This is a genomic window from Terribacillus sp. DMT04, assembly GCF_019056395.1.
GTDB classification, from domain to species: Bacteria; Bacillota; Bacilli; order Bacillales; family Amphibacillaceae; genus Terribacillus; species Terribacillus aidingensis_A.
The window spans coordinates 1,324,469-1,346,634 of sequence record NZ_CP077639.1 but is presented as its reverse complement, the minus strand read 5'-3'; the positions used below and the strand labels follow the sequence as shown (position 1 = coordinate 1,346,634).

Genomic DNA, 22,166 nt, shown 5'->3' with positions numbered 1-22,166 from the left:
GCGAACAAATAGTGATACAATTCATGTCCTGTTATAGTTTAGCTTATCTTGCCGGAAAAGGTCAATAACTTAGATTTGATATTAATAAAAATTTATGAAAACGTTATTAATAGAATCTTCGCACTTCTCCTGTTTTTGAACTGTACTACACAATATTTTAATACTGTATCAGTAATTGTAAAAACCCTTTTCTTTATATAAGAAAAGGGTTTCACGCTTTACTTTGTCTCTACGTCTAGTCCTGCTGCGTCATAAAATTGCTGTTTTTGTTCATTAAATGCTTCTGTCTGCTTATTAAATCCATCATTGGCCGTCTTGATGGTTTCGTAACTTGTATTGATTTTCTCAATTTGAGCAGTCAGTTCATCTTGCGAAATGTCTTCTTGCTGGAACATTTCATATAGTTTCTCGTCTTGGTCGAGTGCATCAGAATAGGCACTGTGAAGTTTGTCATAAGCATTATATCGAGCTTCCATTGTGTCGTATAGCGTTTCTGCCTTTTGTGTCGCTTCCTCATCTTCCAGATCAGGGATAACCGATTCAATTTCCTCAAATTCTGCTTGTGCCTTTTCTAAGCTCTCCTGTTCCTTCTCCAGCGCATCTCTGCGCTGTTCAATTACATCAATTGCTTCTTTTGCTTTGCTTTTAATCTGGTCCAGCTCGTCTTCTCCCAGCTGAAGGATTTCATTGTATAATTCCTGTTCCTGCTTCTCCAACTTTGTCAGGGGATCCTGCTGATCAACGTAACCCGATTCGAGCGAAACCGTCTCTTCCAGGTGATTATAAACCTGTTCTTCCGGCGATGCATTGTTACATGCAGTGAGTCCCACAGCACTCCCTATCAGGAGTATGCTAAGTCCTAACTTGCGCAAAACGTATCCTCCTCTGCCATGTTTCCCACAGCTTCTATGTAGTCCCACCCATTGTATACCAAATAAGAAAATGGTGAAAGAAATTCGATAATTCAATTTCCAGTTTGATTCTGGTGTCATACATGCATACTTGTGATAGACTATAAAATTGAAAAGTAACAGCGCAAGGAGTGATCAACATGATTACAATGGATGATATTATCCGGGAAGGGAATCCAATTCTCGAGCAAGTAGCAGAGGAAGTTGAGATTCCTGCTACGGAAGAAGATAAACAAACGTTAACAGAAATGCTTGAATACTTGAAGAACAGCCAAGATGATGAAACAGCCGAAAAATACGGTTTGCGCCCTGGCGTAGGTTTGGCCGCACCGCAAATTGGCATATCAAAACGAATGATTGCTATTTATTTTGAAGATCCGAACGGCACACTTTATGATTACGGGTTGTTCAATCCGAAAATCGTCAGCCACTCTGTAGAAAATACGTATCTAATGAGCGGGGAAGGCTGTCTGTCGGTTGATCGTGAGATTCCAGGATATGTTCCTCGACATTCCCGCATCACCGTGAAGGCTGTTACATTAGAAGGAAAAGAAGTGAAGCTTCGGCTGAAAGGTTACGCTGCTGTTGTCTTTCAGCATGAAATCGATCATCTGAACGGCACGATGTTCTATGACCGAATTAACCAAGAAGATCCTTTTGCGCAGCCGGAAAATTCAAAACCAATAGAACTATAAGAAATGCGCACTCAGTCGTGAGTGCGCATTTCTCTATATCAGACCTGCTTGCTTCAGACCGAGCGCAAGACCGTTTTCATCAACATGGGCTGTCTGAATATCAGCGAGCTCTTTCAGTTCGGGTACAGCATTGCCCATGACGATGCCAGTTCCTGCATAAGCAATCATCTCTAAGTCATTCAGGCCATCTCCGCATGCATAGGCCGCATTAACTGATAGTTGGGCAGCATCTAATAATTTCATAAGGCCGACCTTTTTGGATCCATCTCTAGGAAGTACATCACAGGATAGAGGATGCCAGCGGATAAAGCGTACATGGTCATGATGGGAAGCAAATGTTTCTTCTTCCTTCTCTTCACAAAACAAAAGTGCTTGATAAATGGGCTCATGGTGAAAATAATCCTTATCAATTTCCGGGTATGTAAATCCAAGAGAAGCTAAACTCTCTCTTATAAATCCATTATCCGTTTCGGATGCCTTCATAATGGATTCGCCCATAAAGACCATAGCGAGCTCTTTTTCAGATGCTTCATTATATAAATGCAGCAGATGTTCTCTTGCAATCGGATTCTGATGGATAACTTCCCCTTCGAAGACGACATATTGCCCGTTATAACTGACAAAAGACGTAATATCAAGTTCTTGGCGGATATCCTCAAACATGAACGGAGCCCGCCCTGTAGCGATTGCAACGTAATGGTCGTTGTCTTTCAGTGCCTGAACAGCTTCCTTTGTCGCTTGCGGAATTTTACCTTGCGAATTTAAAATTGTGCCATCAATATCTAAGAATACAATCTTTTTTTCCATACTATATCCTCCTCCTCGTTTCCCCTGCCCTTGCATCTTTCCTCTCTACTTCTTATAATCGAGTATAAGTTATGCAGGTTCGTCGAAAAATATCTTTACATGAATCCCAAGAGAAAACAACCATTCCTTCCTTTTACAGGCAGTTTTTTTAAAACTCTATAGTGTTTTTGTTTTCATCTTAGCGTTTTCATACTATACTGTAGGTAAGAGGGATTGGACGGGTAAACGTTTTTTCTTGCTTTTCTGCGAAACGAAAGGAGTTGCTTCGTGTGCTCAAGCGTTTGAAGGAAAAGTTAAAGAAACGGTGGAAAGATTTATTTGGCCAAAAACGACGAGTGCCTACAACGTGCGGACAAGATCTAACTGAATAGCATTACGTCAGCAATTCGGTTGTTTACAGACTTGCTCCGTTCGATATGGATATAAAGCAATTGTCAACCATAAGAATAGGAGAGATAAATATGGTATTTAAAGTATTTTATCAAGAAAACCCATCCGAAATTCCGGTACGAGAAGACACTAAGAGCTTGTACATGGAAGCGGAGAGTGTAAGACAAGTACGTAAGACTCTAGCAGATCGCAACATCAACATCGAGTTCATCCAGCCGCTCGATGAGGAACATCTTGCTTATGAGCAGCAATCAGAACATTACAAATTGGAGCAAGCGAAATGAAATTTGTAAAAAATGACCAAACAGCAGTTTTTGCCATCGGCGGACTAGGTGAAATTGGCAAAAACATGTATGGTGTCCAATTCCAAGATGAAATCATTATTATTGATGCCGGAATCAAATTCCCTGAGGACGAGCTCCTTGGAATTGATTACGTCATTCCTGATTTTACTTATATCATTCAAAATCAAGATAAAATAAAAGGCTTGTTCATCACCCACGGTCACGAAGACCATATTGGCGGTGTTCCTTACCTTCTAAAAGAAGTGAATATCCCGATTTATGCAGGTAAACTTGCAATGGGAATGATCAAGAATAAGCTGGATGAACATGGCTTATTGCGTAACGCAAAACTTAATATTTACGGCGAAGATGATGTAATTAAGTTCAGAAAAACTTCCGTCAGCTTCTTCCGTACAACGCATAGTATTCCGGAATCATTCGGTGTAGTGGTCAAGACCCCTCCTGGCAACGTCGTGCATACCGGTGATTTCAAATTTGATTTCACTCCAGTCGGACAGCCTGCTGATATTGCAAAAATGGCTGAAATAGGCAAAGAAGGCGTACTCTGCTTACTATCCGATTCAACGAACAGTGAAGTCCCTGGCTTCACAATGTCTGAGCGCGTTGTTGGTGAAAGTATCAATGATATCTTCAGAAGAGTGGACGGACGCTTGATTTTTGCAACCTTCGCTTCTAATATCCACAGATTGCAGCAAGTAATTGAATCGGCAGTTAAAACAGGCCGTAAAGTTGCTATCTTTGGCAGAAGCATGGAAACAAATATCAACTTAGGTATTGAGCTTGGATTCATAAACGCACCGAAAGATACGTTTATTGAATCTCATCAAATTAATCGCTTACCTGCGAATGAAGTTGTTATCCTTTGTACTGGTTCTCAAGGTGAACCGATGGCTGCCCTATCTCGTATTGCTAACGGCACACACCGTCAGATTCAAATACAGCCTGGCGATACAGTCGTTTTCTCATCTTCACCAATTCCAGGAAACACAATTAGCGTAAGCCGTATTATCAACATGCTGTATCGTGCAGGAGCAGATGTCATTCATGGTCCATTGAATGAAATTCATACTTCCGGTCACGGCAGCCAAGAAGAACAAAAACTAATGCTTCGCTTAATGAACCCGAAATACTTCATGCCGATTCATGGGGAATACCGGATGCTTGTCGAGCATATGAAACTTGGTAAACTTTGCGGCATTGACGAAGCCAATTCCTTTATCATGGACAATGGAGACGTCTTGGCTCTAGGCAAAGACAGTGCAGCAATTGCAGGGAAGATACCTTCTGGTTCTATCTACGTAGACGGAAGCGGTATCGGTGATATTGGTAATATCGTTTTACGTGACCGCCGCATCCTTTCTGAAGAAGGACTTGTCATTGTTGTTGTCAGCATCAACATGAAAGAATTCCGCATTGCATCGGGACCAGACATTATTTCCCGCGGTTTCGTATACATGCGTGAGTCAGAAGATCTGATTAACGAAGCACAAAAAATTGTTTCTTCCCATCTAAATAAAGTGATGGAAAGAAAAACGACACAATGGTCTGAAATTAAAAATGAAATTACAGATACCATTGCACCGTTCTTGTTTGAGAAAACAAAACGTCGTCCGATGGTACTTCCAATCATCATGGAAGTATAAGCACAAGAAAAGCCTGAGTTTACAAACTCAGGCTTTTTTCTTATTTCAATAGTCGTTTTACGGACTCTTTCATATTCGGTAATTCTATTTTACCAGAGGAGAAGAATTCTTTAATCAGATATTCTGTGTATTTAACCGCTTGCTGGTAAGAGATTTTTCCTGGCAGCGGAGCTAAATCCTCAATCACAATATCAATGACAGCTGGCTTATCAGATAGAAATGCTTGTTTAATACTTGTTTCCAGATCTTCAAATTTCTCTACACGATAACCTTCTCCCCCGCAAGATTCACCAAATTTCGCAAAATTCATTTCGCCCATATCGATGCCGTAGTTAGACGAACCAATTGTTGCTTGTTCAAATTTTATTAAACCAAGTTGACTATTATTCAGTACGATTACTTTAACCGGCAAGTCATATTTCACTGCCGTCACAAAATCCTGCATGTTCATACTGAATCCGCCATCACCACAGATAGCGATTGCCTGCTTATCCGGATACGCCATTTTGGCTGCTATTGCTCCCGGTAAGCCGCAGCCCATCGTAGCCAACCGGCCGGATACGACAAATTCTTGATGCGTTAATGGCAAGTACCGTGTCGTCCAAACTGTTACATTACCGACATCAGAAGAAATAACCGCATCTTTGTCCATATTCTTTTCTAGCGCATACATGATCTGCGGCGGCTGAATCGGGGATTCTTCTCTTTTCTTTTGTGTATGCAGCTGGGTATGCCATTCTTTCATCTTGCCTTGGTATTTCTCAATAAAGTCTGTTTCCTGTTTTGCTTCCGTTGTCGCTGTTAACTCTGTCAGCACATCCTTTGTATCTCCTGGCAATCCGACTTGAATTGGATAAATGCTGCCGATCTTACTTGGTTCTATATCGATTTGGATCGCAGGAACATCCTCCGGTAAGAAGGCGCGATATGGGAAAGTGGTTCCTGCAAGCAGCAGCAAATCCGCCTCCTGTACTGCTTCATAAGATGGTGTAGTACCAATTTGCCCATTTTGTCCTAAGTTATAGCTGTGCATATCTGGAATAACACCTTTAGCCAGCAAGCTAAGTATGATTGGCGACTTAATATGTTCAGCGAACGTGATCAATTCTGCTCGTGCATGCTTCGTTCCTCGGCCTGCAAGAATGACTGGCTTCTTCGCATTATTAATCAATTTAATTGCTTCCTGTAAATCTTGTTTTGCTGGTGAAATTCGAGGTTTCGCATAATTAGCCGACGTTTTACCAGGCTTTTCTGAATGCTTCTGCGCAAATAAATCATCAGGAACAACCAGCACACTTACGCCAGAGTTCGCATAAGCTTCACGGATTGCTTGATTCATTAAATCAGGCAGTTGTTCAAAGGATTCTGCTCTTTCATTGAAGACCGCTACATCTTCAAACATTTGCTCTAGCTTCACTTCTTGAAAGGCTCCTGTTCCTAGTTCGTGACTTTTTACTTGCCCAACAATGGCAAGAACTGGCGCATTATCTTCTCGCGCATCATACAATCCGTTCATCAAGTGAACTGCTCCCGGACCTGCTATGGACAGACAAACACCAAGTTTTCCAGTCAATTTTGCATAAGCAGCGGCTGCAAGGGCCCCTGCTTCTTCATGGCGAACTTGGATAAATTTCAGTTCCTCTTCCTTTCTATGTAAGTCACTGATAAATTCGTTCACAGAATCCCCAGGAATGCCATAAATGTGATCCACGCCCCAGTCAACTAACTGATCAGCAAGGACTGCTCCCGTTCTTCTTTCAAACATGCAATCATCTCCGTTTCTATTTTTATCTCCTTTTGTATGTAACCTTTTTTTGACATAAAAAAACCCCAAACAGCAAAACTGTTTGGAGTCTGTTCATTAATCTTCTGCCAAGGAGCGTTCAAAACGGCCAATATCGCGGTCTGCTCCAATTACAATGAGGACATCATCTGCAGCAAGCTCTGCATCTGGTGATGGGCTTACGTTTATTTCATTCCCCTGTTTAATCGCAACGACGTTACAGCCATATGCAGCCCGAATATCAAGCTCAATTAGAGATCTGCCAGCCATTTTCTTGCCAGCTTGCACCTCTACAATGCTATGTTCGTCACTAAGTTCTAAGTAATCGAGAATATTGTTGCTGATAATCTTGTGAGCAAGTCGTTTTCCCATATCTCGCTCTGGGTGAACTACATGATCAGCACCTATCTTGTTTAACACTTTCTCGTGATAATCGTTCTGTGCTTTTACCGTAATTTTTTTAATACCTAGCTCTTTAAGCATAATTGTCGTTAGAATACTCGCTTGAATGTTTTCTCCGATTGCGACAATGACATGTTCAATATTACGAATTCCCAATTCTTTCAGAACCTGCTCATCTGTCGTATCAGCAATTACTGCATGAGATGCGATATTACGGAATTCATTTACTTTATCTTCTTCCATATCTATCGCTAATACATTGAATCCTTCCCGGCTTAATTCCATACAAATACTGCCACCGAACCGACCTAATCCGATAACTGCAAATTCTCTCTTCATCGTACTTCCTCCACTATTTACAAACTACTCATAGTCTATCATAAACAGTCAAGGTTGTATCACTTCTTTCCTTTTACATATTCTGCATCGAAGAGAAACATGCGCATCACAAGTATGAGGGACGGAATCAGCATGAGCAGTCCCCCTCCAAATGCTAATAGCAATGCGGTACCCATTGCCGGAAGTGTTGCATCAGCAGCTACTTGAATTTGGTCGTACAATATATAAGGCATATGTGCGATACCATATCCTAACAGAGCGAAAAAGAACTGAAGCATCACACAAATGAACGAAAGTCCAAAACGTTTTTCTTTGAAGATCAAGTATACAGCGATTAAAAAGAATAATACAGACAAACCAAACATCCACCAAAGATCCAGCATATTATTATAATGCTCAGGATTTTGTCTGCTTATGGCAATAAAAGCGGTCAAGCTAGCAATAATCTGCGGTGCTGCCCAGAACAGCGCATAAGAACGTAAAAGTTTCTTTGCTGGTTCATCTCCTGCTTTGCTTGCATAATACGTCAGGAAGTTTGCGCTGATATATAAGACAGATACGATTGCCAAGAAAACAACCGCCCAGGAAAATGGATTTGTCAGCAATTCTGTATAGCGTAAATAAACACTGCCATTTGCTTCTCGCAAAAATCCACCTTCTGAAATCGTAAGTCCCGTAGCGATTGCAGCTGGAATTAACAATCCGCTCGCTCCATACAGAAACGTGTACAACAGACTGCTGCGCGAACCGTAATTCTCGAAGGCATAAAAAGATCCGCGAATTCCTATCAAGACTAAAATAATGGACCCTGGAATAAGCATCGCAGAGCCATAGTAATAACCCGCATCAGGGAAGAAGCCTGCTAGTCCATAATAAAAGAAAATAAAAAACACATTTGTGATTTCCCAAACTGGTGATAAATAACGTGCAATCAGCTTGTTTAGGATATGGTCTTTCTTTGTTTGCTTCGCATAATAAGCAAAGAATCCCGCACCGAAATCAATGGATGCGATAATCAAGTAAGCAAAAAGGAAAAACCATAGAGCAGAGAGCCCTAAGATTTCGTAACTCATTTTTGGTCACCTCCAAACAACGTATCCGGAAACCGCTGTTCCCACTCCTTTTGAATCGGGTTCTTCTTGTACAGCCGAACCAATACAACCGTTACAAAAGTACCAAGCAGTACGTACAGGATCAAGAACATGGCAAAGGCAATATGAACATACGGCGAGGAAACAGCTCCTTCAGCCACGCGCAAATATCCACGCATTATCCACGGCTGCCTTCCTACCTCTGCATAAATCCAGCCAAACTCGAGTGCAAGCATAGCAAACGGCGCATTAATGACAATCGCTCGCAGCAGCCATTTGTTATATTGGTCTCGTTTTTTCCAAAACATGAACAATACAAACAACATACTAATCATGATACTGTATGCACCAAGCGTAACCATCAAGTCAAACATATAATGAATCCACAAAGGCGGTATTAAATCTGCATCTACCCGATCCAAGCCAATAACCTCACTATTAAAGTCACCGAAGGATAAGAAGCTGAGCAGCTTTGGCAGATGAATGGCTCCTTTCACTTCATTGTCCTCTGTTAATTTTCCGAAAAGAATAAGATCGGCACCCTTTTCTGTTTCAAAATGCCATTCTGCAGCAGCTAGTTTTTCAGGCTGATACGAGGCGAGGAATTTGGCAGATGTGTCACCCGCTATTGCTGTGAAAATAGAAAAAATTAAGGTTACAATCATCGTAACTTTCAATGCTTTTTTGTAGTATTTGTTGTTGCCGTACTTCAATATAAAAAATGCAGTAATCGCTGCTAAAACTGCTCCACATGTCATATAAGAAGATGTCAGTACATGAAAGACCTTTGAAGGTGTTGCTGGATTCCAAATTGCTTTTAGCGGCTCGACCGATGTGATGGTCCTCCCTACTAAAGTGAAACCTTGCGGGGTGTTCATGAAAGCATTCACACTTGTAATAAACACAGCACTCATTCCGCCGCCAATAATAACTGGCAAGGAAAGATACCAGTGCGTATACCGCCCTTTAAATCGATCCCAAGTATAGATATAGGCTCCAAGGAAGATAGCTTCAAAGAAGAACGCAAACGTCTCCATAAATAGCGGCAAACTAATGACATGGCCAGCTATCTGCATAAATGTTGGCCACAAGAGAAATAACTGCAAGCCAATGGCGGTTCCCGTTACCACCCCTACTGCTACTATAATGACAAAGCCTCGCGTCCATCGTCGAGCTAATAATACGTAATGCGGATCTCGTTTTCTAATGCCGATATATTCGGCTACACTGATTAACAGTGGTACACCGACACCTATCGTTGCAAAAATGATGTGAAAAACGAGCGTCATGGACGTAAGCATTCGAGCTAAAATGACACTATCATATGCGAACAACGTGCATCCCTGCTTTCTTTATAGAATAATCGCTTCTCTTGTTATGCCCATAGAAGAAAAAATTACCCAAGAAAGCGGTGGGAGATAACAGATTTATCAAGTATGCTGCTGAAGCCATCGATTTAACAAAAGGTAGCAAACAGCACAAAAAACGAACAAATCTAAATTCTAATAAAGAATTCATCTTCGTTCGTTTCTCATCTTTTATTTCCTTCGCCCTAACCTGTTATTGCTCTTCGGATTGAAACTGCGTTTTAACCAATTCATAATATTTCCCTTGTCTATCCATTAAACTGTTATGGCTGCCTTGCTCTAAAATACGCCCTTGTTCAAGAACGATAATATTATCTGATTCCCGGATCGTGGACAATCGATGTGCGATCATAATGGCTGTTCGTCCTTGCAATAATGTTTGCAGTGCATGCTGTATCTTTAGCTCAGTTTCTGTATCAATACTTGCGGTTGCTTCATCAAGAATAATGATGCGCGGATTGGCAAGCATAGCACGAGCAAAGGAGAGCAGCTGTCTTTCACCTGCAGATAAAATGTTTCCTCGTTCTTCTACTTCTGTTTCATATCCCTCCGCCAACCGCTGGATAAAATCATCTGCACCAACGATACGGGCAGCTTCTCTTACTTGTTCATCAGTTGCTTCGGGATTGCCAAAACGGATATTTTCCATGATTGTTCCCGAAAAGACAAAGGTATCCTGCAAGACAACACTAATTTGCTGTCTTACATCTTGCAGTCTGACTTCACGTAAATCTTCACCGTCAATTTTCACAGTACCTGCTGTTGGATCATAAAATCTGCTGATCAAGTTAGCGATTGTCGATTTTCCGGAACCCGTGTGTCCGACAAGCGCCACTGTTTGGCCCGCTTGGATGTGTAAATCAATCTCATGCAGTGCAATTCGTTCTGAATTATAAGTAAACACTACTTTTTCAAAGCGAATATCTCCTCTCATTTCGGGAAGCCGTTTCGCATTTTTTTGTACTTTTACATTTGGTTCTTCATCCAGAAATTCAAAGATACGCTCCGACGATGCCATTGCCACCAGAAGCTGATTGTATATTTGACCTAAACGGGAAATCGGCTCCCAAAACATACCGAGGAAGAAAGCAAATGTAACAAAAGTGCCGATTTCAATTTGATTTGTCAAAATTAAGTGCGCACCGTATGCAATTAGAATGACGGTTCCGACCGCGTTACTCATTTCTACAAACGGGCCAAAATATGCGCTTTTTTTCGTAGCAACCCGCTCACTCTCAAAATTATCCCGGTTAAGTGCTTCAAAGTACTCGGTATTTTCCGGTTCCTGCGCAAAAGATTGCGTCACTCGTATTCCTTGGATTGCTTCGTTCAAATGTGAATTAAGACGTGATTTCTGCATGCGTACTTGCTGCCAAGAACGCCGGATATTTCGTCTTAGTCTTGTAGAAATGAAAAACATTAGCGGCAGGATAATCAGTACTGCAATAGCGAGCTTTGGGCTAAGAAAGAACAGAATAGCAATGATTCCAATCAGCATAACCGTATCTGTTAACAAATTGATAATTCCGTTTGTAAACAGTTCCTGTAACGAGTTGATATCATTTAAAACTCTAACCAAGATCGATCCGGCAGATCGCGTATCAAAAAAGCGATGAGACAAATGCTGTATATGACTGAATAATGCTTTTCGCAAATCATAGATCACATGCTGGCCAAGGATATTTACCCATTTGATTCGAAATATATTAGCTGCATAGTTTAAGACATACAAACCACCAATCAACAGTACCAGGTAAACGAGATAACGTGTGTTTCCTGTTGCAATGGCTACGTCTATTGCAACTTTTCCGATTAATATTGGAATGAGCAAGCGAATGAGCGTTGCCAGCAGCATGGTAATAATCGCACCAGGCAGCAATGTTTTGCTGTATGGTTTTATAAACGCGAGCAGCCTTCTTATCTGTGCCCAATCAAAAGGCTTTTCCATGACTTGGTCCTGTGAATAGTGGAATCTGTTAGTATGCCGTTTCTGATTCGATTGCAGATTCTCCATCTTTCCCCCCCTTACTGCGCAGAGCGCATAATTGCTTTTTGATCTTGGTATTGGATATCGTAAATACGTTGGTACAGACCGCCATTTTGCAGAAGATACTCATGAGTCCCCCGCTCGGCAATTGCTCCATTATCCAACACAAGTATTTCGTCCGCATGCTTAACCGAGGAAATGCGGTGCGCAATAATGAATGTCGTTCGGTTTTTCATTACTTCTTTCATTGCCTTTTGAATCTTTACTTCTGTCTGCATATCTACTGCACTTGTCGCATCGTCCAAAATTAGAATACTTGGATTAATCAGCAGCGCCCTTGCAATTGCAATACGCTGTTTTTGTCCTCCAGACAGCCCCATTCCACGTTCGCCGAGCATGGTGTCATACTGATTGGGCAGTTCCATAATAAAATCATGTGCTTGCGCCCGTTTCGCTGCAGCAACAATTTGTTCAAAGCTGACGTTATCCGGATTGCCATAAGCGATATTTTCTTTAATTGTTGTGGAGAAAAGGAATGCCTCTTGCAAGACGAAGCCAATATGCTGGCGCAGCAACCTTAAATCAAAGTCCTGCACCAGCTTTCCATCTATGTAGACTTCGCCGGAAGCAGGTTCATAAAAACGCGTAATCAGCTGTGTGATACTCGTTTTACCCGCACCTGTTCCTCCAACTAGACCGATTACTTTTCCAGGAGGCGCATCAAAGCTGACATCTTTAAGAGCTAAGTCATCTTCTTTTGTATATTGCAAGGATACATGGTTAAATGTCACGTGACCGCTAATCTTTCGCTTCGGAAGCGGCTGCGTATGTTCGGCGATATCTTCCTTTGCTTCCAGTACTTCAAGCAGCCTCTCGCCCGACGCTTTCGCTTGCGAGAACATATTGATAATAAACCCAAGGTTGGCAAGCGGCCCTAGTATATAAGTGACTAAGCTGAAGAATGCAACGAGTGCACCTAGCTCAAGCCGTTCAGATATGACAAGATAGCCTCCATATGAAATAAGTACAACCATACAAACATTGCCAATTAACTCCATGAGTGGGAAGAACTTTGCCCATATTTTTGAAGTAGAGATATAGTTATCACGGTAAGTGGAATTAGTAGTAGTAAAGCGCCCAATCTCGAAATCTTCTCGTGACAATGATTTTACAGTGTTCATGCCACTGATATTTTCCTGCACGCGTGTATTGAGTACGCCTAGAGAGGTTCTAATTTTACGAAAAGCTGGGTGCACACGCCGATCAAAACGATACACTACAATTGCTAGGAATGGCATCGAAACCATGGTGATAAGGGCAAGCGGGATGGAATAGAAAAACATAACTGCTAAGCTGATGACAATTAATAAGATAACTCTTAGTAATTGCCCTACTCCTGCTGATAAGAAAAAACGAATTCCTTCCACATCAGCAGTCAGCCTGGACATCAAGTCGCCTGTTCTGGCATTGTCATAGTACGTGAAGCTTAACCGCTGGAGTTTTTGATACAAGCTGTTCCGCATTCGGAAAACGGTCTGCACACCAAACAAATCCCCTAAATACTGCTGCAGAAAATTGGACACCCCTTTAATCAGCATCAACAAAATGAATACAGCTGACAACATCGGAATAAGCTCATATTGGTTCCCCAGCACAACATCATCAATCGTAATTTGCAAAATAACTGGATATACCACGGTAATCGCAGTGACAACCGCTATAAACAAGAGTGACAAATAGAAGTTTCTTCGGTGCGGCCAGTAGAATTCCTTTAACTTTCGGAAAATATTCAAAGCCTTCTCTCCCTCCACATTTCGTCGCATGTTCTAATATATCGGGTTCCGAACTAATTTACCAGCACTAATTTACGATAATTTAAAAAAGTCTGATTTATGGGTAAAAAAAGAAAGCATCGATTAAACGATGCTTTGATAATGTGCCTTGAGAAAGTCGATATAACGGTCCATATCTTCTTGGGCAGAAAAACTCGCCTGCGCAATTTGCGCATTCCCACCGCCCTTACCATTAAATGCAGCTAGTGACTCCCGAAACAAGCTGCCGCTATGCATACCTTCTATATGGTGAGCGAACACAAGTTTTCTTTCTATATAATTGGACAGAATCACAAAATCTTTTCCGGACTCCGCAACTGTGCCAGCCATTCGCTGCAGTGCTTTGACCGTTTTGCCTTCAAATGAGCGATTGATTATACGCTCTTCTGTTTGCATAATTTCTTTCAGCTCGAGTTGCTCCAGCTGATTCTCTAGAACTTCAGAACGCTTCACAGCAGCTTGTAAATCAGCCGACTGCTTTTCCAATCGTTCCAGCACATTACTGCGGTTTGTCTGAAACTGTGCTGCGGCTTTATCGACAATCCCAAACATCGTCTTTGCAGTGTCAAAAGCCCGCTTGCCGCATTGGAAAAAGATTCGCTGTGCTTGTTTTTGTTTTTCCACCTTTAAAATTTTAATCAAACCTACCTGACCGGTGGATCGAACATGTGTCCCTCCGCATGGATTATACTCCACACCTTCCACCTCAACAATCCGAACATTTTCCGTAACAGTAGGCTGTTTGACAACAGGCAGTTCTGCTAGCTGCTCAGAAGTAACATAATAACTGGAAATGGTCTTATCATCATAAAGCAGCTCGTTTGCTTTGCGTTCAACCTCGACAAGCTCTTCATCTGTTAGTTTATCACCTGCAACGTCTATTGTTACGTCATCCTGTCCGAGATGGAATCCTACGGTTTCCCGGTCAGCTTTTATTCTAAAGCTTGCAGACAAAAGATGCTGTCCCGTGTGCTGCTGCATCAAATCAAATCGATGCTCCCAGTTAATTTGGCAGTCTACTTGTTTATTCACTTGCGATTCTAATCCATAATAAGGAACATCATCTTTCATTTCGACAGCCTGCACTTCCACTCCAGCAATAGAACCACTATCTGCTGGCTGTCCGCCGCCTCCTGGGTAAAAGGCTGTTTCTTGCAACGCGACAAAATAAAGTCCATCTTTTTCATATGTATCAATCACTATCGTCTGCCAATTCTGGCAAAAGCTATTCTCTCTGTATAGCAGCTTGCTCATATCGCTCATCCTTTATTTTCTGATAGAGCAAGCTTACCATGAATTGCCCGCAAGGATAAAGCATGCTTAACTGTATTTCAAGCTATCGAGCTGCTTTGTCAGCATGGTTGTAAAATTACCGCCTGCTTGTATATGTCGTAACCTTCCTTTTTTGTCAATTAGAGCAATACTAGGCAGCTTTTGCACGCGAAAGGTATTCTTCATTTGATGCTTGTGATCCAGATAAACCGGAACATCTAATTGCTGCATATATTCTTTTATTTCATGTACAGCTAAATCCGCTGCTGAACGAGGCACATGAACAAACAGCATATCAAAAAATAACGATTCTTCTTTAGCAAAGTGTAAGAAGCTAGGCATTTTCTCTTTGCACATGGTACAGCTTATTGACCAAAAGAAAACAACTAACGAACGGCCGCCTGTGTGCTGTTCCGGCTGAATGAGCCAATTTTCCGGCTGCTGATTAATGACAGAAGGCAATTGAGCTAGCATATTATACCTCCTCCTGTGTGAGTTGTTCGTCACCTGGCTGCCAATTCACACCGCAAGCTTCTCCCGTTTGGAGAGCCTCCAATACACGCAGCAATTCGGTTGTTTCCCGTCCTACCAAGTCTGCGTGCATGACACAATAGCAAATGACTCCAGTTGGATCAATGATGAATGTCGCACGCTGCGATGTATAGTCTCTTGCATCCAGCACACCAAAGGCTTGAGACACATTACCTGTAAAATCTGAAGCAAGCGGATATGCAGCACCCTTTATTCCATCCTTCTCTCGAGGCGTTTTCTGCCAGGCATGATGCGATGCAAGACTGTCTGTGGACACAGCCACAACATCTGCATCTAATGCTTCAAAAGCAGCCATCCTATCTGCTAGATCATTTAATTCCGTCGGACAGACGGTACTAAAATCGCGCGGATAAAAAAAGAGTACAAGCCACTTTTCCGCTTTTATACTATGTGTCAAGCTTACGGCTGCTGTTCTTCCATCCGGCATAATTGCGGGTAGTTCGAATTGAGGTGCAGTTTTTCCGATCATCGACTCTCCTCCTTCTTTTCACCAGTGTCACTATATGCCAAAATTGCATCTTGCGTTACATGAAGTTTCATGTAGAATGTTACAGGGAATATACCTAGAGTCGATAATCGAAAAAGGAGACGTTCTATGAATTTTCTAACCGACGGACTAAATTTTAACTATGACGGGTTAATTGAAATCGTCATCTCAGTAGGTCTGCAGCTGCTGCTAATTGTAATAGGGTATTTTGTTTTACGAGCAGTAGGTAAAAAGCTTATTAGCTCCAGCTTAAACAAAGCCAGCACAAAACAGCGCATATCAACTAGCAGAATGGTGACGCTGGAAAAACTTTTGCTCAATACATATGGGTATACATTGATTTTCCTGCTTGTTGTCATGATTTTTGGCGTATTTGATATCCAAATTGGACCGCTAATTGCCGGTGCCGGCATTATCGGATTGGCAATCGGTTTCGGTGCGCAAGGGTTAGTAAGTGATGTGGTTACAGGTTTCTTCATATTACTTGAAAGGCAAATAGAAGTTGGCGATGTCATTACGACTTCCGGCTATAATGGCGTAGTAGAAGAAGTAGGATTACGGACAACGCAAGTAAGAAGCTTTGATGGAACACTTAATTTCATCCCAAACAGAAATATTACTGGTATTAGCAATCATTCCCGCGGGAACATGCGCGCAATGGTCGACATCGGCATCAGTTATGAAGATGATATTGATCATGCACTTCGTGTTCTTCAAGAAATTTGCGAAGACTTCCAGCACGATGAACGCTTCCGTGAAGGCCCGGACGTTATTGGTGTTCAAGAATTGGGAGCCTCTGAAGTGACGCTTCGTATTATCGGTCATACTGCTAATATGGAACAATATGGTGCTGAAAGAGATATGAAAAAAGCGATCAAGGAAGCTTTCGACAAAGAAGGAATCGAAATCCCTTATCCGCATCAAGTATTTATGCAGCGGACAGAAGAAAGCGCAAAGCAATAAGCTTTGCGCTTTTCTTTATGTTTCGTTTATATAAGCTAGTACCGCTTCAACGCCGCAGTTTATCGCTTGTTCGTCTGGTGTCAATTTACTGTGGTGCAAGCCGTACGGGGAATCGACTCCCAGCCAGAACATGAATCCTGGTATCTCCTTCAGCATATAACCAAAATCTTCACCGGTCATCGCAGGGTTAGCTTCTTTATATGTTAAAGCAGTCATTGCTATCGCTTTTTGAAAAGCTTCTACTTTCGTGTTATCGTTATACACTTGATAATAATTGGAGCCGTAATCGATACCGATCTGGCAATCATGGCTGATTTCCAGTCCTTTTGCCTGCTGCTCGATATGCTGCTTTACTACAGCAATTGCCTCTGGGTCCATCGTGCGAATTGTCCCTTCCAGCCGCGCAGTCTCCGCAATTGTATTTTGGACAAATCCGCTCTCCATTTTACCGATTGTTATAACAGCACTTTGTAACGGATCAAGATTACGAGCAACTATCCCTTGCATATTCGTTACGAAGGTACTAGCTGCGACAACCATGTCCTTCGTTAAGTGGGGGTAAGCAGCATGACCGCCTTTTCCTTTGAAATCTAAAAACAGCTCACTCGTATTAGCAAAAAGAATCCCTGCTCTGGAGGAAACCGTTCCAACAGGCAGCTCCGGGGCAATGTGGAGTGCAAAAATCTCATCCGGCCACCATTCTTTCAGCACGCCACTTTCTAAAAGAGGCAGCGCGCCTCCTGGGCCTTCTTCCGCTGGCTGAAAAATAAAAACCATATTCTGATGCGGCTGTTTGTTTGCGCAAGCTGTTAATGCACCTAAAGCGATTGTCATATGTAAATCATGACCGCAAGCGTGCATACGGCCTTCGTGCTGCGACTCAAAATGCAGTCCAGTTTCTTCCGTTATGGGCAGACCATCAATATCGGTTCGGAAGCCGATTGTTTTCGAACCTTCCGCCCCCGCAACTCGTACAATAATGCCTGTTCGCCAAGTTTTGATTTGAAGATGATCCTGCGGAAGCTGCTTTATGTAATCGAGCAAGTAAACTTGAGTTTTCTCTTCTTGAAAACCGAGCTCCGGTATTTGATGTAAATCTCTTCTGATTTGAATCAGCTTGTCTTCCATTTTTTTGTCACCCGCTTTATGTGATAATAAAAAAAGGAGCAGCAGCTGCTCCTTCCTTCTTAGTTCAATTTACGAAGTTCCTGACGAATCTCTGTCTTGGATTTCGTTTGATCATCAATTTCTTTCAATACGCGTGCCGGCGTGCCGCCAACAAGTGTGTTTGGAGCTACATCTTCTGTCACAATCGCACCAGCTGCAACAATGGAACCTTTTCCAACCGTTACCCCTTCCAACACGACAACGTTCGCACCAATGACAACATCATCTTCAATTACGACTGGTTTCGCGGAAGGTGGTTCAATTACACCTGCCAAGACAGTACCTGCACCAATGTGACAGTTTTTACCGACAGTAGCACGTCCACCCATTACAACGTTCATATCAATCATTGTTCCTTCGCCGATTACAGAACCGATGTTAATAGAAGCACCCATCATAATAACTGCGCCATCACCGATTTCCACTTGATCACGAATAACTACGCCTGGCTCAATACGGGCGTTAATACCTTTCATGTCTAAAAGCGGAATAGCTGAATTGCGACGGTCGTTTTCAATGACATAATCTTCAATAGCAGCTGTATCTTTCAAGAAGCCCTCAAGCTCGCTCCATTCTCCGAAAAGAACGGCTGTATTTGCTTCTGGGAATGCTTTGACACTTTCCGGATAAGTCAATTTATCCAAGTCATTACCTTTTGCGTATACTTTTACTGGTGTAGATTTTTTACTATTCGAAATGAAAGAAATAATTTCATTTGCATCCATCATTTTCATGGTTTTGGCCTCCTATGTAGAACGTATGGAATTACTTTAACAAAACTTTTACTAATCAACAAGCATTTAAGCGGGGTTCATTGCATAATAAATACAAGCTTACGCATTCGTTTTATCCCCAGCAGGGTGAAAGTGCACTTGCTCATGCAGATACCTGTTCATCTGCTTGAGAATAGCACGGCGAGTCAGAATTCCTTCAAAGTACCCTTCCTCGTCCAGCACACAAAGAAAAGCATGATTCACCACAGCCTTTAATGCTGTCAGAAATGGATCAGATTTCTTTAAAACCGGTACATCTGTCAGCATGGTGTCCAGCACCTTCAGCTCGGAAAGCTTCTCCATTTCAAATCTTTCCATACCGAGTACTTCATTTAAAATTGCAGTCTTTGATATCATACCTTGCAGCCTGTACGTATGGTCAAGTACAGGAATAACAGAGTAACCAGATTTAACAAGTACGAGTAAAGCATGCTCCAACGGATTATTCAATTGAACATGGGCGACTTTTTCAGATTCAATCATCAAGTCTCCCACTATCATTTCAGTGAGTTCCTGAAGCTCTAATTTTGCCATGCGATCTCTCCTTTTGTCTGTGGCAATAGAAGGAGGCAACTACCCCTAACAGTTTACCACATCCCTAGGCAGGCTACCAATTTCGACGTCATCTGCAATGTGTCACATTTGGGCCGCTGTACCATAAAATATTTCCAGGATTGAACCGCTTTTAATGGTGTTAAGCTAGAAAAAGCATTATACTGAAACAAAGCAGAAATGAGGTAAATAATTGGAAACATATATTTTCACCAAAAAAGAGGAAACAGCCCATTCGATTACACATGGCTTTGGAGCCTTGCTTAGTATAGCTGCCCTCGCTGTCGCAATCGTCTTGGCAAGTTTTTCGAGTGACCCATGGGTTATTGTCTCTGTCACAATCTTTGGGACGACGATGCTGCTTATGTATCTCTCTTCTACAATAGTGCACGCATTACCGGAAGGGAAAACAAAAGATATTTTCCAAATTATTGATCATGCGGCTATCTATTTATTTATAGCCGGTACGTATACACCGATACTGCTGATCAGCCTTAGAGATCCGCTCGGATGGACAGTTTTCGGGATTGTTTGGGGAATTGCCATCGCCGGAACTATATTTAAGATTTTCTTTGTTAAGAAATTTCTAATCATGTCAACGATACTTTATCTTCTAATGGGCTGGATGATTATGTTCATTTGGAAACCGTTGCTTGAAGTATTGCCGCAGCAGTCGCTTCAGTATTTACTCATTGGCGGTCTGCTTTATACAATTGGTGCTGTATTTTACGTTTGGCGAAAGATCCCTTATCACCATGCCGTGTGGCATATGTTTGTACTTGCGGGGTCGGCGTTTCATTTCTTCGCTATTCTTTTTCTCATTTGAAGACAAAAGGCATTCTTCCATTTATTTTAGGGAAGAGTGCCTTTATTAACGGTTAAAAGAAGGTGCTTTTATGAAAAACAACAAAAAAAAATGGCTGTCCGCAGCTGCGGGGACACTACTTGCTGGTGCCGGACTTGGACTTACATATGCCAGATACATTGAACCAGCAACATTAGTTACCAAATCCTACACGCTGACAAGCGAGCGTTTGCCGGAGGAATTCAGCGGACTGAAAATTGTGCAGTTTAGTGATTTACATTTGGGTTATCATTACTCTATTAGGAAACTAAGACGGCTTGTTCGTCACATACAAGAGCAGCAAGCAGATCTAATCGTATTCACAGGCGATTTCGCCGATCGACCAATCCGGCTGAAATGGAAGCAAGAAATCGTTGACTGTCTAACGGACTTGCACGCTCCCCTAGGAAAGTATTGGATTTTTGGAAACCATGACTATCGCGATGATAGCGAAGCAATCGTTGCGAAATACATGAAAGCTGGGGGCTTCACTGCACTCCATAATACTGCCACTCTATTAAAACGCCAGCAAAAACATATTATTCTTGCAGGTATTGATGATGTTATACGGAGTACACCAAATTTGCATGCTGCAACACAGCACAGCAGTGATGACCTCTTCACCATTCTGTTAGCGCACGAACCTGATTTAGCTGAGAACGTAAAACATTTACCAGTTGATGTTCAGCTTTCTGGACATTCACATGGCGGTCAAGTACGTATTCCTTTTTACGGAGAGGTAATTGTCCCGCCTTATGGAAGACGCTATCCAAATAGTTATTATGAGATTGGTTCCCGGCCTTTGCATGTATTCGTATCCAGAGGCGTTGGAACAACCAGGATGCCAATTCGATTTGCATGCCCGCCCGAAATCAGTACCCTTACCTTAAATTACGGACAGCAGAATGTGGAAGAGCATTAAAAAGAACTTGCCAACTTTACAGCTTTTTTGTACGATAGTACCATTCTCCGCTAGGTTTATCCCTGCAATAGGAGGTTACACAATTGAAAGTAAACACAACATTAAGTGATATTGCGAAAGCATTATTTGTTGTTAATCGCCATGCGAAAACAGCACCTGACCCTAGCTACTTATATCAATTAAAGAAACTGACGGTAGCCAAGCTTCTTGAGCAGAACAAAGCAAAAAAGATTGGTCTCCACTTTTCGGAACATCCAAAACTGAGCCGCCAGCATTCCACAATGCTGGTGCAGGTTGCAGAATATTATTTTCACATTCCAGCTGCTAGAGAAGATTTTAAGACACTGCCGCATCTTGGAGAATTGGACAAGACCTTTCGGAATCCTAAACCGAACCTCTCCCTCTCACAAGCAAAACGGATTCTTTCGTCTTATTTGAATCTGCCACCGCAAGAAGCCAAGAAAAAACAGCAGCCACCAGTCAGCAGATCCGCATACTATACGCCATCCTCCCTTGGTCAATTTACATGGCCCGATAAGAAAAAGCGACGCAGCTAATTAGACTGTACGCTTTTTCTTTTTGTATTCCAGCAATTTTACAAGTACAAGCATACCGCAAGCTATTGTTATCATTAGCTGCAATTCCGCCTGTGAAAAAGGCAAGTAAAGCCATCCCTTACTGAGCAGATAACTTAACATTAAATGCGCACAAAGTACGGATAAAAAGGCGTACCATTGCTTCTTGACAAACCAACGAACAAGCAAAAAGATAACTGCAAAAAACGACACCGCACCTATCATGCCAAATACCGGTATAATCGCCATGATCATCCCTCCCTTTCAAAGCTTCGGCCAAAAATATTGTTTCTAAACGAAAAAGGAATCCCGTCTGAACAGGATTCCTTGTGTGATGTCACTATGTTATAATGTATCAATCGTTATTCCATATGATCAGTTTGGATGCCGTATTTCTTATCCAGCGATTCTTCAATTCGAAGCATTTCCTGATCATCTTGTAATAACTCATTTTTGTTTTGCGTGACTAATTCCTCTAAAGAAAGCTTACGAGGTCTCATATTAAAT

The 22,166-nt window shown here is 42.0% G+C and carries 23 protein-coding genes; 7 read left to right on the top strand and 16 right to left on the bottom strand.

Annotated elements, in window-relative coordinates; all coding sequences use genetic code 11:
• Positions 1-218: 218 nt before the first annotated feature.
• Entirely contained in the window at positions 219-872 is a 654-nt protein-coding gene (locus tag KS242_RS07260) for a YkyA family protein (RefSeq protein WP_217323711.1), read from the bottom strand.
• 179 nt (positions 873-1,051) lie between these two features.
• Here KS242_RS07260 and def point away from each other — a divergent pair, with 179 nt between their 5' ends.
• Positions 1,052-1,606, top strand: a complete 555-nt coding sequence (gene def / locus KS242_RS07255) for a peptide deformylase (protein ID WP_217323710.1) — start codon at positions 1,052-1,054, stop codon at positions 1,604-1,606.
• A 33-nt stretch (positions 1,607-1,639) separates the two neighbouring features.
• Here the strand turns inward: def and KS242_RS07250 are convergent, their stop codons facing one another.
• The gene (locus KS242_RS07250; protein WP_217323709.1) at positions 1,640-2,413 is read right to left on the bottom strand and encodes a Cof-type HAD-IIB family hydrolase; all 774 of its coding nucleotides are present in this window, start codon (positions 2,411-2,413) and stop codon (positions 1,640-1,642) included.
• Positions 2,414-2,874: 461 nt separating this feature from the next.
• Here KS242_RS07250 and KS242_RS07245 point away from each other — a divergent pair, with 461 nt between their 5' ends.
• Complete coding sequence (locus KS242_RS07245; protein WP_097040186.1) at positions 2,875-3,087, top strand: DNA-dependent RNA polymerase subunit epsilon; 213 nt, start codon at positions 2,875-2,877, stop codon at positions 3,085-3,087.
• A complete protein-coding gene (gene rnjA, locus KS242_RS07240; RefSeq protein WP_217323708.1) occupies positions 3,084-4,751 on the top strand; it encodes a ribonuclease J1 in 1,668 nt (555 codons plus the stop codon). Before KS242_RS07245 ends, rnjA begins: the two co-directional genes overlap by 4 nt.
• Positions 4,752-4,791: 40 nt before the next feature.
• On the opposite strand, the gene KS242_RS07235 is transcribed toward rnjA, so the two are convergent.
• The 9 genes from KS242_RS07235 to KS242_RS07195 form a co-directional block, all read right to left on the bottom strand.
• Positions 4,792-6,516 (bottom strand): pyruvate oxidase, encoded by a 1,725-nt coding sequence (locus tag KS242_RS07235; protein ID WP_217323707.1) that lies wholly within the window; start codon positions 6,514-6,516, stop codon positions 4,792-4,794.
• A gap of 96 nt (positions 6,517-6,612) precedes the next feature.
• The gene (locus KS242_RS07230) at positions 6,613-7,275 is read right to left on the bottom strand and encodes a potassium channel family protein (protein ID WP_217323706.1); all 663 of its coding nucleotides are present in this window, start codon (positions 7,273-7,275) and stop codon (positions 6,613-6,615) included.
• A 59-nt stretch (positions 7,276-7,334) separates the two neighbouring features.
• Entirely contained in the window at positions 7,335-8,348 is a 1,014-nt protein-coding gene (locus KS242_RS07225; RefSeq protein WP_217323705.1) for a cytochrome d ubiquinol oxidase subunit II, read from the bottom strand.
• Positions 8,345-9,700, bottom strand: a complete 1,356-nt coding sequence (locus tag KS242_RS07220) for a cytochrome ubiquinol oxidase subunit I (RefSeq protein ID WP_254391837.1) — start codon at positions 9,698-9,700, stop codon at positions 8,345-8,347. The genes KS242_RS07225 and KS242_RS07220 overlap by 4 nt, the downstream gene beginning before the upstream one ends.
• 226 nt (positions 9,701-9,926) lie before the next feature.
• Positions 9,927-11,747 (bottom strand): ABC transporter ATP-binding protein, encoded by a 1,821-nt coding sequence (locus tag KS242_RS07215; protein WP_217323704.1) that lies wholly within the window; start codon positions 11,745-11,747, stop codon positions 9,927-9,929.
• An 11-nt stretch (positions 11,748-11,758) separates the two neighbouring features.
• On the bottom strand, positions 11,759-13,513 hold the full coding sequence (locus KS242_RS07210; protein ID WP_217323703.1) for an ABC transporter ATP-binding protein: 1,755 nt from the start codon (positions 13,511-13,513) through the stop codon (positions 11,759-11,761).
• Positions 13,514-13,636: 123 nt separating this feature from the next.
• Complete coding sequence (locus KS242_RS07205) at positions 13,637-14,806, bottom strand: alanyl-tRNA editing protein (protein ID WP_217323702.1); 1,170 nt, start codon at positions 14,804-14,806, stop codon at positions 13,637-13,639.
• 66 nt (positions 14,807-14,872) lie between these two features.
• The gene (locus tag KS242_RS07200; RefSeq protein ID WP_217323701.1) at positions 14,873-15,298 is read right to left on the bottom strand and encodes a TlpA disulfide reductase family protein; all 426 of its coding nucleotides are present in this window, start codon (positions 15,296-15,298) and stop codon (positions 14,873-14,875) included.
• Between the two features lies 1 nt (position 15,299).
• Positions 15,300-15,845 carry a peroxiredoxin gene (locus KS242_RS07195; protein WP_217323700.1) on the bottom strand — a complete coding sequence of 182 codons (546 nt, stop codon included), beginning with the start codon at positions 15,843-15,845 and terminating at the stop codon, positions 15,300-15,302.
• 126 nt (positions 15,846-15,971) lie between these two features.
• Between KS242_RS07195 and KS242_RS07190 the strand changes: the two genes are divergently transcribed.
• Complete coding sequence (locus KS242_RS07190) at positions 15,972-16,826, top strand: mechanosensitive ion channel family protein (protein WP_217323699.1); 855 nt, start codon at positions 15,972-15,974, stop codon at positions 16,824-16,826.
• 15 nt (positions 16,827-16,841) lie between these two features.
• Here the strand turns inward: KS242_RS07190 and KS242_RS07185 are convergent, their stop codons facing one another.
• The 3 genes from KS242_RS07185 to cbpB all read right to left on the bottom strand — a co-directional run bounded on the left by KS242_RS07185 (position 16,842) and on the right by cbpB (position 19,300).
• Positions 16,842-17,954: an N-acetyldiaminopimelate deacetylase gene (locus tag KS242_RS07185; RefSeq protein ID WP_217323698.1), complete on the bottom strand. Its 1,113-nt coding sequence runs from the start codon at positions 17,952-17,954 to the stop codon at positions 16,842-16,844.
• Between the two features lie 59 nt (positions 17,955-18,013).
• Entirely contained in the window at positions 18,014-18,727 is a 714-nt protein-coding gene (gene dapD / locus KS242_RS07180) for a 2,3,4,5-tetrahydropyridine-2,6-dicarboxylate N-acetyltransferase (protein ID WP_217323697.1), read from the bottom strand.
• Positions 18,728-18,826: 99 nt separating this feature from the next.
• Positions 18,827-19,300: a cyclic-di-AMP-binding protein CbpB gene (cbpB, locus tag KS242_RS07175; protein ID WP_217323696.1), complete on the bottom strand. Its 474-nt coding sequence runs from the start codon at positions 19,298-19,300 to the stop codon at positions 18,827-18,829.
• Between the two features lie 211 nt (positions 19,301-19,511).
• Here cbpB and KS242_RS07170 point away from each other — a divergent pair, with 211 nt between their 5' ends.
• From KS242_RS07170 to KS242_RS07160, 3 genes are all read left to right on the top strand, one after another.
• Positions 19,512-20,144, top strand: coding sequence for a PAQR family membrane homeostasis protein TrhA (locus KS242_RS07170; protein ID WP_217323695.1), 633 nt, complete (start codon positions 19,512-19,514; stop codon positions 20,142-20,144).
• A gap of 70 nt (positions 20,145-20,214) precedes the next feature.
• On the top strand, positions 20,215-21,084 hold the full coding sequence (locus tag KS242_RS07165; RefSeq protein ID WP_217323694.1) for a metallophosphoesterase: 870 nt from the start codon (positions 20,215-20,217) through the stop codon (positions 21,082-21,084).
• Positions 21,085-21,167: 83 nt separating this feature from the next.
• Positions 21,168-21,641: a YkyB family protein gene (locus tag KS242_RS07160; RefSeq protein ID WP_217323693.1), complete on the top strand. Its 474-nt coding sequence runs from the start codon at positions 21,168-21,170 to the stop codon at positions 21,639-21,641.
• On the opposite strand, the gene KS242_RS07155 is transcribed toward KS242_RS07160, so the two are convergent.
• Both KS242_RS07155 and KS242_RS07150 read right to left on the bottom strand, forming a co-directional pair.
• On the bottom strand, positions 21,642-21,908 hold the full coding sequence (locus KS242_RS07155; protein ID WP_217323692.1) for a hypothetical protein: 267 nt from the start codon (positions 21,906-21,908) through the stop codon (positions 21,642-21,644).
• 113 nt (positions 21,909-22,021) lie between these two features.
• Complete coding sequence (locus tag KS242_RS07150; protein ID WP_077309895.1) at positions 22,022-22,159, bottom strand: FbpB family small basic protein; 138 nt, start codon at positions 22,157-22,159, stop codon at positions 22,022-22,024.
• Positions 22,160-22,166: the final 7 nt, after the last annotated feature.

Excerpts from the sequence above, each read along its gene's own strand:
- KS242_RS07165 (WP_217323694.1), top strand. The coding sequence starts at position 20,215 with ATGAAAAACAACAAAAAAAAATGGCTGTCCGCAGCTGCGGGGACACTA.
- KS242_RS07225 (WP_217323705.1), bottom strand. The coding sequence starts at position 8,348 with ATGAGTTACGAAATCTTAGGGCTCTCTGCTCTATGGTTTTTCCTTTTT.
- KS242_RS07215 (WP_217323704.1), bottom strand. The coding sequence starts at position 11,747 with ATGGAGAATCTGCAATCGAATCAGAAACGGCATACTAACAGATTCCAC.
- KS242_RS07245 (WP_097040186.1), top strand. The coding sequence starts at position 2,875 with ATGGTATTTAAAGTATTTTATCAAGAAAACCCATCCGAAATTCCGGTA.
- KS242_RS07200 (WP_217323701.1), bottom strand. The coding sequence starts at position 15,298 with ATGCTAGCTCAATTGCCTTCTGTCATTAATCAGCAGCCGGAAAATTGG.
- KS242_RS07150 (WP_077309895.1), bottom strand. The coding sequence starts at position 22,159 with ATGAGACCTCGTAAGCTTTCTTTAGAGGAATTAGTCACGCAAAACAAA.
- def (WP_217323710.1), top strand. The coding sequence starts at position 1,052 with ATGATTACAATGGATGATATTATCCGGGAAGGGAATCCAATTCTCGAG.
- KS242_RS07235 (WP_217323707.1), bottom strand. The coding sequence starts at position 6,516 with ATGTTTGAAAGAAGAACGGGAGCAGTCCTTGCTGATCAGTTAGTTGAC.
- KS242_RS07155 (WP_217323692.1), bottom strand. The coding sequence starts at position 21,908 with ATGGCGATTATACCGGTATTTGGCATGATAGGTGCGGTGTCGTTTTTT.
- KS242_RS07185 (WP_217323698.1), bottom strand. The coding sequence starts at position 17,954 with ATGGAAGACAAGCTGATTCAAATCAGAAGAGATTTACATCAAATACCG.
- rnjA (WP_217323708.1), top strand. The coding sequence starts at position 3,084 with ATGAAATTTGTAAAAAATGACCAAACAGCAGTTTTTGCCATCGGCGGA.
- dapD (WP_217323697.1), bottom strand. The coding sequence starts at position 18,727 with ATGAAAATGATGGATGCAAATGAAATTATTTCTTTCATTTCGAATAGT.
- KS242_RS07230 (WP_217323706.1), bottom strand. The coding sequence starts at position 7,275 with ATGAAGAGAGAATTTGCAGTTATCGGATTAGGTCGGTTCGGTGGCAGT.
- KS242_RS07195 (WP_217323700.1), bottom strand. The coding sequence starts at position 15,845 with ATGATCGGAAAAACTGCACCTCAATTCGAACTACCCGCAATTATGCCG.
- KS242_RS07205 (WP_217323702.1), bottom strand. The coding sequence starts at position 14,806 with ATGAGCAAGCTGCTATACAGAGAGAATAGCTTTTGCCAGAATTGGCAG.
- KS242_RS07190 (WP_217323699.1), top strand. The coding sequence starts at position 15,972 with ATGAATTTTCTAACCGACGGACTAAATTTTAACTATGACGGGTTAATT.
- cbpB (WP_217323696.1), bottom strand. The coding sequence starts at position 19,300 with ATGGCAAAATTAGAGCTTCAGGAACTCACTGAAATGATAGTGGGAGAC.
- KS242_RS07250 (WP_217323709.1), bottom strand. The coding sequence starts at position 2,413 with ATGGAAAAAAAGATTGTATTCTTAGATATTGATGGCACAATTTTAAAT.